Raw genomic sequence first — 14,287 nt, forward strand, 5'->3', positions numbered from 1 at the left:
GGCTGCTCCAGCGTGTCTATCCACAGCAAGCGGCCTGCAAACGGCGCGGCCCAGCGTCTCAGTCCTCGCGCGTCCAACTTTGCATCAGGTCGTGGCCCACTGGCCGGGACGATACAAGCCGAAAGCGCGGCGCGTCGACCAGCCGGTCCAGCCCCAGCGGGCCGATGGCGGCGCGCCCCTCCGCCCCCAGGGCCAGCCCGGCGGTGAAGCCGATCAACTCATCCACCAGCCCTGCGCGCAGCAGCGCCGCCGCGAGCCTGCCACCGCCTTCGCAGAACACCCGCGTCAGCCCGGCCTCGCCCAATGCCGCCAGCATCGCGCGCGCGTCCAGCCCCGTGCCTTCTGCACTCGGCGCGACAGGCAGCAGCCGCGCGCCAACAGCCTCCCAGGCGGTGCGGCGGGCAGGGGGCGTGGCCTGCGGGTCATGCAGTAGCCACAACGGCACTTCGCCGGTGCTGCGCCCCAGCGCCGAGCCAGTATCAAGATCGAGCGTGCGGCTCGCCACGACCCGCACTGGCTGGCGCGCTACGCCGAGGCCTCGCACCGTCAGCATCGGATCATCGGCGCGGGCGGTGCCGCCGCCCACCAGTACCGCGTCATGGCGCGCGCGCAGCCCATGCACCATGCGCCGCGCCTGTGGGCCGGTGATCCAGCGGCTCTCGCCGCCTGCCGTGGCGATCCGACCGTCGAAACTGCTGGCCAGCTTGAGCGTGACCATCGGGCGCCCGGCGCGCACGCGCAGCAGAAAGCCGCGCTGCGCTGCCTCGGCCTGCGGCGCGCAAAGGCCGGTTTCCACCGCGACCCCGGCCGCGCGCAGCATCGCATGGCCCTTGCCGGCCACCCGCGCATCGGGGTCTTGCAGCGGCGTGACCACCCGCGCCACGCCAGCCTCGACCAGCGCCTGCGCGCAAGGCGGGGTCTTGCCATGATGCGCGCAAGGCTCCAGCGAGACATAGGCCGTAGCCCCGCGCGCCCGCGCGCCGGCCTGGGCCAGTGCCTGCGGCTCGGCATGGGGCCGCCCGCCCGGTGCCGTCCAGCCGCGCCCCACGATCCGTCCGTCTTGCACCAGCACGCAGCCTACGGCGGGGTTTGGCCAGGTCAGCCCAAGGCCGCGCGCGCCCAGCGCGATGGCCAGGTGCATGAAGCGTTCGTCCTGGCTGCCGGTCACTCTTCGCTCAGGTTTTGCGGGCGCAACTCCGACACGAAGCGGTCGAAATCGTCCGCTGCCTGGAAGTTCTTGTAAACGCTGGCAAAGCGCACATAGGCCACGGTGTCGATCCGGGCCAGCGTCTCCATCACGATCTCGCCGATCACGCGCGAGGGGACATCGGTATCGCCCAGGCTTTCCAGCCGCCGCACGATCCCCGAAATCATCTGGTCGATGCGGTCAGGCTCGATCGGGCGCTTCTGCATGGCGATGCGGATCGAACGCTCCAGCTTGTCGCGGTCGAACGGCTCGCGCTTGCCCGAGGATTTCACCACAACCAGGTCGCGCAGCTGCACCCGCTCATAGGTGGTGAAGCGTCCGCCGCAGGCCGGGCAGAAACGCCGCCGCCGGATCGCGACATGGTCTTCCGCCGGGCGGGAATCCTTGACCTGGGTGTCGATGTTTCCGCAGAACGGACAGCGCATGGCCTCTCCCTCGGTGTCGCCCGGCAATTATCCACAGGCACTATAGGCGAACCGCGAAAGGTTGGGTAGGGGCAATTTCCGCCCCACTATATAGCGGCCGGCCGCCTTGGCCTGTATCCTCAGAGGGCGCGCAACTCGTCCGCGACCGGGGCAAGTGCTGCGCGATCGGCCTGCGAAAGCGGCAGGAAAGGCGGCAACAGCGCATCCCAGGCTTCATCGCCAAGGCGCCGCCCGACCAAATGCTTGACCGCCGGAATGAGCGGCCGGGCAGAGACCGTCTCGCGGATATGGCTGAGCTGCCCGAGCGCGGTCGCATCGTCCTGCGCGCGCCAGACCCGCTGCGCCAGCGGCGCCGACAGGTTCACCGTGGCCGAGATCACCCCGGCAAAACCCTTCGCATCGGCCTGCCCCAGCGCGCTTTCGCTCGAGGGGAAGACATCCAGCCCCTCGATCCCGGCAAGCTGCGCGGCATAGTCCAGATCGCCCGAGCTGTCCTTGATGCCCAGGACCCGGTCGGGATAGGCCGCGCGCAGCCGCGCGACCAGTTCAGGCGCGAAGTTCAGCCCCGTCATTTGCGGAAAGTTATACAGATAGATCGGCGGCGCCTCGGCCGCGGTCTCGGCGATCAGCCGCTCGAAAAAGGCAAACAGCCCGTCATCGGAAACCGCCGAATAGTAATAGGGCGGCAGCACCAGCGCGCCGGTGAAGCCCAGGCTACCGGCCAGCGCGGTCAGCCGGATCGCGGTTTCCAGATCGGGCGCGCCAGTGCCCACCATCATCCGCCCCACGGGCAGCGCCCCGGCGGCGGCGCGCATCAGGGCCGCGCGGGCCTCGGGCGAGAACGAGTTTGCCTCGCCGGTGGAGCCCAGCACATTGAGCCCGTCGCAACCATGATCGAGTGCCCAGCGCGCATGTTGCACGAAACGGTCGGTGTCGATGGCCGGCGCCGCTGCCCTGGCATTGGCGGCCAGCGGGCTTGGCACGGCGGCGATTACGCCCTTGATCCGGTCGGTCATCTGGAAACTTCCTTTCACGCTGCTGCGGCTACACCTGTCGATATTGTCCGCCACCCGCCTTGGCAAGCCCGCATCGCCGCCGAGGGCGCCACCCGCACGGCCCTGGCAGCTTCGCGCCATCCCTTCACTGTGACGAAAATATCCTCGCCGAAGGCCCCCATGAGCAAAATGCGCCCCGCGCGATGATCCGGGCGCACACTGCCCGCGCCGTCATGCCGGCGCGCTTCAGCCAGCGCAGATCCCCCGCTTACGCCAGCATCTCGCGCACCATCGGGATCACCCGCGAGCCATAGAGTTCGACCGAGCGCATCAGTGCCTCGTGATGCAGCGTGCCCATGCTGTATTTCATGTCGAACCGCGCCAGGCCCAGCGCCCTGACGGTGGCCGCGATCTTGCGCGCCACGGTTTCCGGCGCGCCCACATACATCGATCCATGATCGACCTCGCGGTCGAAATCAGCACGCGCCATCGGCGGCCAGCCGCGCTCGCTCCCGATGCGGTCATGCAACTCCCTGTAGCCGGAAAAGGCGGCCTCGCGCGCCTCGGCATCAGTATCGGCGACATGGCCGGGCGAATGCACGCCAAGTGCGCGCTCGGGCAGCCCGGCCTTCTGCTGGGCGCGGCGGTAAAGCTCCACGAACGGCAGAAAGCGGCGCGGATCGCCGCCGATGATGGCCAGCATAACCGGCATGTCGTGACGCACCGCGCGCACCACCGATTGCGGGCTGCCGCCGACCCCGATCCATACCGGCAGACCTTCGGGGCCCAGTTCGGGATCAAGCGGCGGATAGACGCGCTGGCGCGACAGGGGCGCGCGGGTTGTGCCTGACCAGGTGACTTCGCTCTCGCGCACGAGCTTTGCGAAAAGGTCGAGCTTTTCCTCGAACAGGGTTTCGTAATCCTCCAGCGCATGGCCGAACAGCGGATAGGATTCGGTGAAGGATCCCCGCCCCAGCACCACTTCGGCGCGGCCCGGCACCAGCGCCGCAAGGGTCGAGAATCGCTGGAACAACCGCACCGGGTCATCGGTGCTGAGCACCGTCACGGCGGTGCCCAGTCGGATGCGGCGGGTCTGCCCGGCGATCACGCCAAGCACGACCTCGGGTGATGAGATCGCGAAATCGTCGCGGTGATGCTCACCCAGACCGATGACATCGACGCCGACGCTGTCGGCCAGAACTGCCTCTGCCAGGACATTGCGCAGCACCTCGTCCTGGCCCAGCAGCGCGCCATCCGCGCCGCGGGTCACATCGCCGAACGTGTCGAGGCCGAATTCAAGCTTGGCGTCCATATCTCACTCTCTCACTCTATCACGCGCTCTTTTCTGCCGGGCGCGGTTTTCCCGAAGTCGGGATCACAGGCGCCCCGGCGCAAGCGCAAGCGCCGCGGCAATCGCGCGGCGGCGCCACAGAATCCAGATCGCCATCGCCAGCACCAGCCCCGCCCCCAGCAGCACCGGAATGTGCAGCCCGAACAGATCGGCCAGCGCCCCCATCACGAGTGCCCCCAGCGCCGGGCCGCCGCGATGCAGGATACCATACATGCCCAGCACCCGCCCGCGCAGCCCGTGTTCGACCGAAAGATGTATCATCGTCTGGGTCAAGATGCCCGTGCCCGACATGGCAAAACCGGTCAGCACCATGGCCGGGAGCGCCAGAGCCAGCGTGCCGGACAGCGCAAACAGTGCCAGCGCCAGTGCCGTCGCCCCGGAAAGCAGCCCCAGCAGTCGGGTCAAGCCGCTCGATTGCGGCACCCCGCCCAGCCAGACGCCGGCCAGCACCGCCCCGACCCCGACCGCCGAGGTCAGCCAGGCCAGCCCCATGGCGCCTGCGTCGAACACCGCGTCGGCAAACCCCGGCAGCAGCTCGATCACGGGGCGCGCGCAAAGCCCGGCGGTCAGCGTGAGCGCGAACAATGCCGCAAGTCCGGGCTGCGTGGTGACATGGCGAAACCCTTCCACAAGGTCGGCACGCAGCGAGTTGCCGCGCCTTGGCTTGGGCTCGTCGGGGTCGAGCCTGATCCAGCGCAGCGCCACAAGCAGCGCCAGATAAGACGCCGCGTTCAACGCAAACGCCGCCGCCACCCCCAGCGTCACGATCGTCATCCCCGCCACCGCCGGCCCGACAAAGCGCGCCAGGTTGAAGGTGACCGAATTCATCGCTACCGCCGCGGGCAGATGCGCGCGCGGGACCAGCGACGAAATCAAGGCCAGCCGCGCGGGCTGGTTGAATGCCACCGCGGTGCCGCTGATCGCCGTCAGCGCCAGAAGCCCCGCCATGGTGGCCGATCCACTTGCAGCCAGCACGAAAAGCCCCGCGGCGGCAAGGCAGGCGACAGACTGGCTGATGCGGGTCATGGTCAGCCGGTTCACCCGGTCCGCCACTGCACCTGCAATCGGGCCGAAGATGATCGTCGGCACCAGGTCGGCGAATGCGATCAGACCCAGCCAGATGGCCGATCCCGTCAGCTCCCAGGTCAGCCAGCCAAGGGCGACGCGCTGCACCCAGGTGCCGATCAGCGAGATCGCGTTGCCGGCCGTGTAGATGCCGTAATTGCGCACCCGCAGCACGCCGAAAAAGGTTGCAAGCCGTGTTCCTGCCGACACTCGCGATCACCGTGAAAAGGCCGTTGTGGCGCCGGTCTAGCGGCTGCGCCGCCGATCTGCCAGCGGATTTGCCCGGGGCCCTTGGCGCTGGCGCCTGCCCGGCCGATGCCGTTATGGTGACGGCGAAGATGTGGCAAGCAAGAAGAGGAACCCGGAAATGAGCGCCAGCACCAACAGCGAAGCGGTTGAAATCCTGAAGAACATCACCACCGCGACCCTGACCACCATCCTGCTCAAGAAGGGGCTGCGCAACGTGTGGATTCGCGGAGCGATGCCGCTCAGGCCCGATCAGCCGCGCATCGTCGGCCCGGCCTTCACCCTGCGCTTCGTGCCCGCGCGCGAGGATCTGGCGACACCCGCCTCCTGGGGCAGCCCGATCTCGACCCGCGCCGCGATCGAGGACATGCCCGAGGGCTGCGTGGCGGTGATCGACGCGATGGGAATTGCCGATGCCGGCGTCTTCGGCGACATCCTGTGTGCGCGGATGCAAAAGCGCCAGGTGGCGGCGATGGTCACCGATGGCGTGGTGCGCGACCTGGGGGGCGTGCTGGGCACCGGCCTGCCGGTTTGGTGCCGGGGCGCGGCCGCGCCGCCCTCGGTGGCGGGGCTGACCTTCGTGGGCTGGAACGAAACCATCGGCTGCGGCGGTGTGGCGGTGATCCCCGGCGACACGATCGTCGTGGATGCCGACGGCGCGGTGGTGATCCCGCAGGCGCTTCTGGACGAGGTGCTGGCCGAGGCCCCCGAGCAGGAACGCATGGAGGCCTGGATCGTCGAAGAGGTCGAGCGCGGCGCGAAACTCCCCGGCCTCTACCCGATGAACGAGGAAACCCGCGCCCGCTACGACGCCTTCCGCAAGGGGCAGGGTTGAGCCTGAAGGGGCGGCGGGGGGCTGTCTGCCCCCCGTGCCCCCCGAGGATATTTCGCCCACAGTGAAGCTGAAGGCGCGTGCTATCCCTACACTGTGAGAAAAATATCTCCGCTGACAGGCATTTCGGCGACGGCGGGCGGCACAGGCTTTGCGCAAGACGGGTGGGCCGTAGCCACTTGCCCGCGCCCGCGCTTGCGGGCATCAAGGACCGCATGAGTGATTTCCGCAGCCATATGGAGGCCGCGCTGAACGAGGCGCGCGCGGCCGCGGCACTGGGCGAGGTGCCCGTGGGCGCGGTCATTGTCGCGCCGGACGGGCAGGTCGTGGCGCGCGCGGGCAACCGGACGCGCACGCTGAGCGACCCAAGCGCCCATGCCGAGATGCTGGCGATCCGCGCCGCCTGCGCCGCCGCCGGGTCCGAGCGTCTTTCCGGCCACACCCTCTATGTCACGCTGGAGCCTTGCCCGATGTGCGCGGCGGCGATCTCGTTCGCGCGCATCGCCCGGCTTTATTACGGTGCGGCCGATCCGAAATCGGGCGGGGTGGCGCAGGGGCCGCGCATCTACACACACGCCCAGACGCATCATGTGCCCGAGGTCTACGAGGGCATCGGCGCGCGCGAGGCCGAGGCGCTGCTCAAGGCATTCTTCGCCGCGCGGCGCGAACAGTAGGCGCGTGGCAGAGCAGTGCGCCCGCCCCCTCCTGGCCGCGCGCCTGTCCCGCGCTCGCCTTTGCCGCGCGCGCTTGCGGGTTTTCCTACAACTCGATCGGCTCAAGCACCTCCGGCTCGATCACATTCACCTCCGGCAGCCCGTCGATCAGCGCCTGCGCCGATTGTTCGAGCAGCGGGAAGGTCTTGTAGTGGCAGGGGATCACTGTCTTGAAATTAAAGAATTTCCGCGCCGCGTATGCCGCGCGCTTCATGTCCATGGTAAAATGCCCGCCGGCCGAAAGGATACCGATTTCGGGTTTGTGCAATTCCTCGAAGATCGCCATGTCGGCCATCACGTCGGTGTCGCCCGACAGGTATATCGTGCGCCCGCCATGCTCGATCATGAACCCCGCCTCGGCGCCGGTATAGACAGGCCCGTTCGGCCCGGGCAGCGACGAGGAGTGGCTGGCCGCCACCATGGTGACATTCACGTTGCCCAGCGCCACGGTGCCGCCATTGTTGAAGCCGAGGCATTCGATGCCCTCGGCCTTCGACCACCAGGCGGCAAGGTCGGCCTTGCATACCGGTTTGATGCCCAGTTCCCTGGCCAGGTCGACAACGCCGGAGACGTGGTCATGGTGGCCGTGGGTGATCAGGATATGGGTCGCCCCGGCAATGGCCTCGGCGCGGCGATTCTCGGGGAATACCGGGTTGCCCGCAAGCCAGGGATCGACAAGCAGCACCTGGTCGCCGATCTCGATGCGGAAACTGCCATGTCCAAGCCAGATGATCTTCATTGTGGTCTCCCTTTCTGCTACAGCTTGCCGCCGTTTCTCTGGAACAGTCGAAAAGCTGCAGATCCTTGATATTGCGCAACTCCGAGCCGAAAAAGCCCATCAGTTCGTTCCGGAATTGCCTTGGCGGTCGAAAGCTAACAGATCGGGAGCGTTTGTCACATGGATTGGACGCAGCAGGTCATCGCCTATTGCGAGCGTGGGGATTTCGGTTTCTGGGCCGAGCCGGTGAATGCGGTTACGAATGCCGCCTTTCTGGCCGCCGCCGCAGTCATGGCCTGGCGGCTGCGCGGCCTGCAGGGCATGGCGCTGGCCTGGGCGATGGTGGCGGTGCTGGCGGCGATAGGGGGTGGTTCGTTCCTGTGGCACACCCATGCCGCGCGCTGGGCGGGGCTGATGGATGTGCTGCCCATTCTGCTGTTCATCCTGCTCTATGTCTTTGCTGCCACACGCGATTTCCTGGGCCTTCGCTGGTATTGGGCGGTGTTGGCGGTGCTGCTGTTCCTTCCCTATGCGGCGGCGGTGTCGGCCGGGCTGGGGCGGCTGGTGCCGGGGTTGGGGGCCAATGGCGCCTATGCCAGTGTGGCGCTCCTGATCGTGATCTATGCGCTGGCGCTCCGGCCAAGGCACCCGGAAACCGCGCTGGGGTTGCTCACGGGGGCGGCGATTCTGGCCGTGTCGCTGGGGTTCCGGATGCTCGACGGGCCGGTTTGCGATGTCTTCCCGCTGGGCACGCATTTCATGTGGCACCTGCTCAATGCGGCGATGCTGGGCTGGATGATCGAGGTCTACCGCCGTCATCGGCAGCGAGTGGGCCCGGCCTGAGGCAACCCGAAGCACACGGCGCGCGCCGGGGGGCAAGGCTCTGCCGGCGGCAGCCGGCCGCCCCGGCTTGGCATTGAGCCGCTGCTGCCCGCGGTGCTAGGCTGGCCGCGCGGGGCCGCTTGCCGGCCTGTCTTTCAGGGAGTTTTCACCTCACTCATGGCCACCGCCTTTCCTCTCCGCCCGCTGCTTGCGCCGCTCACGCCGCTGGGGCTGGTGCTGGGGGCGGTGGCGTTCTCGGCGGCGCTGACACCTTCGCTGGTACCCCGCACCGGGGTGTTGCAGGGCGGGCTGGCGGGCATGGCCTTTGCCGCCGTCTACGGACTGACGGCAGGGCTGGTGATGCTGTGGTCCTGGCTGGGGCTGCCCGACCGGCGCGTGGCCTGGGCCTGCCGCCTGGCCGAGCTGCTGGCGCTGGCGATCATCGGCTACGGTCTGGCCAATGCCACCACCTGGCAAAACGCCGTGAATCTTGTCGCCGGGATGGAACCGGTGGAAACCGCGCGCCCCTTCATCATTGCCGGGGTGGCGGTGGGGATGGCAGTGCCCGCGCTGGCGCTGGGGCGCCTTTTTAGGCGCCTCACGGTGATGGCCGCCAACCGCATGACGCGGCTTTTCCCGCCGCGCCTGGCGCTCAGCCTGGGGCTTGTGCTGACGGCGGCGCTGTTCTGGTCAGTAGGCAACGGGGTGCTGGCCACGGCAGTGCTGCGCACGCTCGACGGCACCGCGCAGCAGGTCGATGCGCTGATCCAGCCCGACCTGGCCCCACCCGAGAACCCGCTCAAATCCGGCAGCCCCGCATCGCTTCTGTCCTGGGAGGGGCTGGGCGCGCGCGGCCGCGCGCGGGTCACGGCCTTTCCCGATGCCGCGCAGATCGAGGCGCTGACCGGCCAGCAGGCGATGGAGCCGCTGCGCGTCTATGTCGGGCTGAACTCGGCCGAGACAGTCGAGGAGCGCGCCGATCTGGCGCTGGCCGAGTTGTTGCGCACCGATGCCTTCTCGCGCGAGGTGCTGGTGATCGCCACGCCCACGGGCACCGGCTGGGTCGACCCTTCCAGCGTCTCGGCCCTGGAGTTTCTCTGGCGCGGCGATGTCGCCTCCGTCTCGGTGCAGTATTCCTACTTGTCAAGCTGGCTGTCGCTGCTGGTCGAGCCCGAATACGGCGAGGAAACCGCCCGAGCGGTATTCGAGCGCATCTATCGCCACTGGCGCAGCCTGCGCCCCGCCGAACGCCCGCGCCTTTACCTGCACGGGCTGAGCCTCGGCTCACTCAATTCGGAACTTTCCGCCAATGTCTGGAACATCCTCGCCGAGCCCTATGACGGGGCGTTCTGGGTGGGGCCGACCTTCGCCAACCCGCTGCACGCGCAGTTCACCGCCGCGCGCAACCCAGGTAGCCCTGCCTGGCGGCCCCGTGTAGGATATGGCCAGCTGGTGCGCTTTGCCACGCAAGACGGGATCGACGCGCCGGCCGCCGCCCCCTGGGGGCCGGTGCGGATACTCTATCTGCAATACCCGTCGGACGCGGTGGTGTTCTTCGACCCCTCCAGCGCCTGGCGTCCGCCCGCGTGGATGCGCGATGCGCCCGCACCCGATGTCACCCCGGCCTTCGGCTGGGTGCCGGTGGTGACGTTTCTTCAGCTTCTGGCCGATCTCTTCGCTGCCTTTGGCACTGAACCGGGGCATGGCCATGTCTACCTGGCCGAGCATTACATCGACGGCTGGGCCGCGCTGACCGACCCGCCGGGCTGGGACGAGGCTGCGCTGGAAGACCTGCGCAACTGGTATCGCGCGCAGGGGCGGTAACGAGGCCGCAAGCGCCACAGGCCCGCCGCAGACCCCTGCGCGGTTCCGTTCGCTCCGCGAAAACGCGGGCGCCTTCTTCTTGGCAAAAATATCCCCGCCGGAGGCACTGGCGCGGGGCAAGGGCCGGCAGGCCCGCCGCGCCCCACTGCCCGGGCTGCTCCACCGGCCTGGCCCGGCCATCACCGGCCCTGTCCGAATCGCGCCTGCCAGCAGGGCAGCAGGTCTTCAGCGGCGGGGCTGGCGGCATGGACCCCCCGCGCGATGGCCCGTGCCAGGCAGCTTGCCGCCGCATGACCCAGCATGAAGGGGTCGGCCACCGTATCCCCCAGCGGGCGCGCCCCGGTCGAGGCGGCAAAGACCAGATCGCCATCGAGCAGGCTGTGCGAAGGCACGATGGCGCGCGCCATGCCGTCATGTGCGGCCACCGCCAGCCGCGCAAGCTGCGCCTGATCCAGCGCGGCATCGGTGGCGACGATGGCGATGGTGGTTGCCCGCCCTGCGCCCTTGCCCGGCAGGGGGCATTCGGTGGCGGGAAAGGCCGCGGGCAGGCCAAGGCCGCCGAATTCGTCTTCCAGCTCCCAGGGGGCGGCCCAGAAATGCGGCCCGTCGCCCACCGTCACGGCGCCCATCGCGTTCACCGCGGCCAGCGCGCCCACCTTGTGCCCGGTATCCAGCACCGCCGAGGCCGAGCCAAGCCCGCCTTTAAGCCCGCGCACCATGGCGCCGGTGCCCGCGCCTTCGCTGCCCAGGGCGAAATCCCGTCCCGCGGCGGAAAAGGCCTCTGCGCCCATCCTGTGCCAGGGGTTTTCCGCCCAGTCCTGCGCGCCGCCGTTCGACAGATCGAAAAGAATCGCGGCCGGCACGATGGGCACCCGATACCCCCCGGCTGGAAAGCCGCGCCCCGCCGCCCGCAGCGCCTGCGCCACGCCGCCCGCCGCCTCCAGCCCGAAGGCCGAGCCGCCCGACAGCACCAGCGCATCCACTTTCTGCACCAGCCGGTCAGGGGCCACCAGATCGGTTTCGCGCGTGCCCGGGGCGCCGCCCATCACATGCACGGCGGCGATGAAGGGGCGCTCGGCGGTTAGCACGCTCACCCCGCTTTTCAGCCGCGCGTCCGAGACATTGCCGACAAGCAGCCCCTCAACATCGGTGATCAGGTTGGCCGGGCCCTTGCGCATGGATATGCCTTTCGCTGCTGCCTTCCCGGCCAAGGCTAAAACGATTCCGCACGAAGGTGACAGGATTTTCGCCGCAAAAGTATCGGCGCCGGCCCTGGTCGCTGCGGCGCTTGAATCCTGGCGGGATGCCGGGATAATATCGGTTAGGTAATTGAAATAAAATGATATTCCCGTGCGGCGCAGGCGCGGCCGATTGTTCATGCCCCTGCAACTGTCTGGCGGGCTCTGCCACAACTGTTCGCGGAATGACCCGAGTTTCGCCACAAATCGCCAAATTTACGCCAATTGTGTCTGCAACTTGTGAATTGTTGAGAAATTGAAGCCGCCAGTGATTTGAGGGCACCCCGTGAACAAAGCCGCCAGATATCTTGCCCGACTTGCCTGTGCCTTGGCCGCCACCTTGCCGCCCGGCGGCATGGTCTGGGCCGACGCCACGGCACATCTTTTCGAAAAGCCGGTCGCAACCAGCCGCGACGGCAACATGAACCGCCAGGCCAATGTCGGCGGGGGCGCCGCTGGCGGCGGCATGGCGATGGCCAATTCGGTGGTCGTGCAGCAGCAGGGGCGGGGCAACACCCTGATCCTGAACGTCGATCAGCAAAACAGCGGCAACATTTCAGCCGGCACCAGCCTGAACGGGAGGCTTGACCTTGACTAAGCGTATCGCAGCGATCCTTGCCCTGCTCGGCCTCGCGGCGTGCGGCGCGCCCGAGGCGGATGTGTCGGGCCGCTACGCCACCCCCATCGGTGGCGCGCCGGTGATCGACAACACCACCCCCTACAGCACCGAACTGGCCTGCCTGCGGGGCGAGATCGACGCCCATGGCCAGCGCAAGCCGCGCATCGCGGTGGGCGAGATCCGCGACTACACCGGCAAATACGACGAAACCAACGGTGCAAAGATCACCCAGGGCGCGGCGCTGATGGCCGTGTCGGGCGTGGCCCGGCTGGGGCTGCCGATGGTCGAGCGGCTGGACATGCGCGTGGCCGAGGCCGAGCTGAAATACGCCAACAACAACCTGATCGGCGACGACGGCACAGTGCGCCAGATCCGCGCGGCCTCGATGCAGGGCAGCGATTACCACATCGTCGGTGGCATCACCGAGCTGAACTACAACATCCGCTCCACCGCGTCGGATGCCTTCTACAGCCGGCTTGGCGCGCGCCGCCAGGTTTATGTGCTCAACATCGCGGTCGACCTGCGGCTGGTGGACAGTGTCACGCTCGAGGTGGCCGATGTCATCAGCTACCAGAAGCAGATCGTCGGTTTTGAGCAAAGCGCCGGGGTCTTCGAATTCTTCGGCAGCAACATTTTCGACATCTCCTCGGCCGAACGGTCGCTGGAGCCGATGCAGCTTGCCGTGCGGGCCATGATCGAGAAAGCGATCGGAGAAATGGCGCGCACGCATTTCGGCCTGCCGCCCGAACTTTGCGCGGCAGAGGCCCCCACCGCCGGGCCAACCCCAACCGACGGGGCCGGCGTGCAGGCAGAGACCTGACCCCAAGACCTCAACCTTCAACCCCAAACCTTTGAAAACACGAGAGGACAGAGCAATGAAAACCCTACTCAGCAGCACAGCGATCCTGATCCTGATGGCCGGCACCGCCATGGCCCAGGAAGGGCCTGGAAACAACGGTAACGGAAACGGTAACGGCAACAACGGCGGCAACCAGCAAGGCGCCGTGGCCGAGGCGATCTCGCAAACCAACAGCCTGAACGGCCAGCTCAACCTCAGCGGCATGACCGCCACGCTGAATGTCGTGGCCGAGGATGCCGCTGATATCGCGGGTACCGCCGCAGCCATTGGCAATTCGCTCTCGGTCGGTGCCGAGGCGGGCGAGGCCGCGCAGGCCACCATCGAGAGCACGCAGGAGAACCAGGGCCAGATCAGCGCCCGGCTCGATGCCGAGATCGCCGGTGCCGGCGATGTGGCTGCCACGGCTGCGGCCATTGGCAACACCGCCTCGATGTCGCTGGATGCGGGGGGGGACGGGGCGCTCGATGCGCTGACCTCGCAGGATAATGCAGGCGCTGTGGATGCCACACTGAGCGCCGAAATGAGCGCTGTGGGCGATGTGGCCGCAACCGCTGCCGCGCTGGGCAACTCCGCCGCGCTGGAGGCCGCCGCCGGGGGCGACAGCGCCGTGGAGGCCGTGACCGACCAGACCAACACCGCCACCATCGCCGCGCGGCTGGATGCCGTGATCGACGAGGCCGGGTCGGTTTCGGCCACGGCGGCCGGCATCGGCAACTCGCTGTCGGAAACCGTGTCGGCCGATGGCGCCGCCGCGCTCGACACCACGGCGGTGCAATCGAACACCGCCGATGTCACGGCAACGCTGAACGCCGATCTTTCCGATCTCTCGGGCGGGGTGAGCGCGACGGCAGCGGCCATCGGCAACTCGGCCTCGGGCGCGGTATCGTCGGAGGAGGAGGCCAGCGGGCTGGCCAGCCTCGACCAGACCAACACCAGCCGGATCACCGCCAGCCTGAACGGCACGCTTGACGGTGTGGGCGGTGACATCGCCATGACTGCCGCAGCCATCGGCAACTCGGCCAGCTTCAGCGTGATGGGCGGCGGTGCAACCATGCTCGACAGCACGATCAGCCAGTCGAACACCGAAGCGGTCAGCGCCACGGTGAACGCCACGATCCGCGAGGCTTCGGGCGCGGCCACGGCCACTGCCGCCGCTATCGGCAACTCGATCTCGGTGGTCAACGGGCTGACGCAGTAACCGCCGCCCCCCGCAGCGCGCAAACGCAGAAAGGCCCGCCACCCCCGGCGGGCCTTTGACGTAGTTGGTGCGGTTGCGCTTGATCGGATACGTTCAAGGCCCGGGTCGCTTACGGCCCGGGCATGCGCCCGCCCGCCCCCCAGGCGGGCGCATCCGCGCCCACCTCGGGCGAGCG

Annotated in this window: 14 protein-coding genes; 7 read left to right on the top strand and 7 right to left on the bottom strand. The window is 68.2% G+C overall.

The window, feature by feature from the left end; all coding sequences use genetic code 11:
- Window positions 1–58: 58 nt before the first annotated feature.
- The 5 genes from ribD to DQ229_RS15455 all read right to left on the bottom strand — a co-directional run bounded on the left by ribD (window position 59) and on the right by DQ229_RS15455 (window position 5,253).
- Window positions 59–1,168 carry a bifunctional diaminohydroxyphosphoribosylaminopyrimidine deaminase/5-amino-6-(5-phosphoribosylamino)uracil reductase RibD gene (gene ribD, locus DQ229_RS15435; protein ID WP_274378852.1) on the bottom strand — a complete coding sequence of 370 codons (1,110 nt, stop codon included), beginning with the start codon at window positions 1,166–1,168 and terminating at the stop codon, window positions 59–61.
- Window positions 1,165–1,632, bottom strand: coding sequence for a transcriptional regulator NrdR (gene nrdR, locus DQ229_RS15440; RefSeq protein ID WP_114967158.1), 468 nt, complete (start codon window positions 1,630–1,632; stop codon window positions 1,165–1,167). The genes ribD and nrdR overlap by 4 nt, the downstream gene beginning before the upstream one ends.
- 119 nt (window positions 1,633–1,751) lie before the next feature.
- The gene (locus tag DQ229_RS15445; protein WP_114967159.1) at window positions 1,752–2,648 is read right to left on the bottom strand and encodes a dihydrodipicolinate synthase family protein; all 897 of its coding nucleotides are present in this window, start codon (window positions 2,646–2,648) and stop codon (window positions 1,752–1,754) included.
- Between the two features lie 247 nt (window positions 2,649–2,895).
- Window positions 2,896–3,939 carry an LLM class flavin-dependent oxidoreductase gene (locus DQ229_RS15450; protein WP_114967160.1) on the bottom strand — a complete coding sequence of 348 codons (1,044 nt, stop codon included), beginning with the start codon at window positions 3,937–3,939 and terminating at the stop codon, window positions 2,896–2,898.
- Window positions 3,940–4,002: 63 nt separating this feature from the next.
- Window positions 4,003–5,253 (bottom strand): MFS transporter, encoded by a 1,251-nt coding sequence (locus DQ229_RS15455; RefSeq protein ID WP_114967161.1) that lies wholly within the window; start codon window positions 5,251–5,253, stop codon window positions 4,003–4,005.
- A 157-nt stretch (window positions 5,254–5,410) separates the two neighbouring features.
- Between DQ229_RS15455 and DQ229_RS15460 the strand changes: the two genes are divergently transcribed.
- Together DQ229_RS15460 and DQ229_RS15465 are read left to right on the top strand one after the other, a co-directional pair.
- Complete coding sequence (locus tag DQ229_RS15460; RefSeq protein WP_114967162.1) at window positions 5,411–6,124, top strand: ribonuclease activity regulator RraA; 714 nt, start codon at window positions 5,411–5,413, stop codon at window positions 6,122–6,124.
- A 212-nt stretch (window positions 6,125–6,336) separates the two neighbouring features.
- On the top strand, window positions 6,337–6,795 hold the full coding sequence (locus DQ229_RS15465; protein WP_114967177.1) for a nucleoside deaminase: 459 nt from the start codon (window positions 6,337–6,339) through the stop codon (window positions 6,793–6,795).
- 85 nt (window positions 6,796–6,880) lie between these two features.
- Here DQ229_RS15465 and DQ229_RS15470 read toward each other — a convergent pair whose 3' ends face one another.
- Window positions 6,881–7,573: a metal-dependent hydrolase gene (locus tag DQ229_RS15470; RefSeq protein WP_114967163.1), complete on the bottom strand. Its 693-nt coding sequence runs from the start codon at window positions 7,571–7,573 to the stop codon at window positions 6,881–6,883.
- Between the two features lie 159 nt (window positions 7,574–7,732).
- Between DQ229_RS15470 and DQ229_RS15475 the strand changes: the two genes are divergently transcribed.
- Together DQ229_RS15475 and DQ229_RS15480 are read left to right on the top strand one after the other, a co-directional pair.
- A complete protein-coding gene (locus DQ229_RS15475; protein ID WP_114967164.1) occupies window positions 7,733–8,395 on the top strand; it encodes a ceramidase domain-containing protein in 663 nt (220 codons plus the stop codon).
- A gap of 156 nt (window positions 8,396–8,551) precedes the next feature.
- Window positions 8,552–10,198: an alpha/beta hydrolase gene (locus tag DQ229_RS15480; RefSeq protein ID WP_114967165.1), complete on the top strand. Its 1,647-nt coding sequence runs from the start codon at window positions 8,552–8,554 to the stop codon at window positions 10,196–10,198.
- 179 nt (window positions 10,199–10,377) lie between these two features.
- On the opposite strand, the gene DQ229_RS15485 is transcribed toward DQ229_RS15480, so the two are convergent.
- Window positions 10,378–11,376, bottom strand: a complete 999-nt coding sequence (locus tag DQ229_RS15485; protein ID WP_114967166.1) for a P1 family peptidase — start codon at window positions 11,374–11,376, stop codon at window positions 10,378–10,380.
- Window positions 11,377–11,764: 388 nt separating this feature from the next.
- Here DQ229_RS15485 and DQ229_RS15490 point away from each other — a divergent pair, with 388 nt between their 5' ends.
- The 3 genes from DQ229_RS15490 to DQ229_RS15500 are packed head-to-tail and all read left to right on the top strand — an operon-like array spanning window position 11,765 to window position 14,112.
- Window positions 11,765–12,034 (top strand): hypothetical protein, encoded by a 270-nt coding sequence (locus DQ229_RS15490; RefSeq protein WP_114967167.1) that lies wholly within the window; start codon window positions 11,765–11,767, stop codon window positions 12,032–12,034.
- Window positions 12,027–12,875: a holdfast anchoring protein HfaB gene (gene hfaB, locus DQ229_RS15495; protein WP_238381140.1), complete on the top strand. Its 849-nt coding sequence runs from the start codon at window positions 12,027–12,029 to the stop codon at window positions 12,873–12,875. Before DQ229_RS15490 ends, hfaB begins: the two co-directional genes overlap by 8 nt.
- Before the next feature lie 55 nt (window positions 12,876–12,930).
- Window positions 12,931–14,112: a hypothetical protein gene (locus DQ229_RS15500; RefSeq protein ID WP_155326539.1), complete on the top strand. Its 1,182-nt coding sequence runs from the start codon at window positions 12,931–12,933 to the stop codon at window positions 14,110–14,112.
- The last annotated feature ends 175 nt before the right edge of the window (window positions 14,113–14,287 follow it).

The sequence above is a fragment of the Alkalilacustris brevis genome (assembly GCF_003350345.1).
GTDB classification, from domain to species: Bacteria; Pseudomonadota; Alphaproteobacteria; order Rhodobacterales; family Rhodobacteraceae; genus Alkalilacustris; species Alkalilacustris brevis.

What these genes read in the sequence shown, in the direction of transcription:
- nrdR (WP_114967158.1), bottom strand. Translation starts at nt 1,632, where the DNA reads ATGCGCTGTCCGTTCTGCGGAAACATCGACACCCAGGTCAAGGATTCC.
- DQ229_RS15445 (WP_114967159.1), bottom strand. Translation starts at nt 2,648, where the DNA reads ATGACCGACCGGATCAAGGGCGTAATCGCCGCCGTGCCAAGCCCGCTG.
- DQ229_RS15450 (WP_114967160.1), bottom strand. Translation starts at nt 3,939, where the DNA reads ATGGACGCCAAGCTTGAATTCGGCCTCGACACGTTCGGCGATGTGACC.
- DQ229_RS15460 (WP_114967162.1), top strand. Translation starts at nt 5,411, where the DNA reads ATGAGCGCCAGCACCAACAGCGAAGCGGTTGAAATCCTGAAGAACATC.
- DQ229_RS15465 (WP_114967177.1), top strand. Translation starts at nt 6,337, where the DNA reads ATGAGTGATTTCCGCAGCCATATGGAGGCCGCGCTGAACGAGGCGCGC.
- DQ229_RS15470 (WP_114967163.1), bottom strand. Translation starts at nt 7,573, where the DNA reads ATGAAGATCATCTGGCTTGGACATGGCAGTTTCCGCATCGAGATCGGC.
- DQ229_RS15475 (WP_114967164.1), top strand. Translation starts at nt 7,733, where the DNA reads ATGGATTGGACGCAGCAGGTCATCGCCTATTGCGAGCGTGGGGATTTC.
- DQ229_RS15480 (WP_114967165.1), top strand. Translation starts at nt 8,552, where the DNA reads ATGGCCACCGCCTTTCCTCTCCGCCCGCTGCTTGCGCCGCTCACGCCG.
- DQ229_RS15485 (WP_114967166.1), bottom strand. Translation starts at nt 11,376, where the DNA reads ATGCGCAAGGGCCCGGCCAACCTGATCACCGATGTTGAGGGGCTGCTT.
- DQ229_RS15500 (WP_155326539.1), top strand. Translation starts at nt 12,931, where the DNA reads ATGAAAACCCTACTCAGCAGCACAGCGATCCTGATCCTGATGGCCGGC.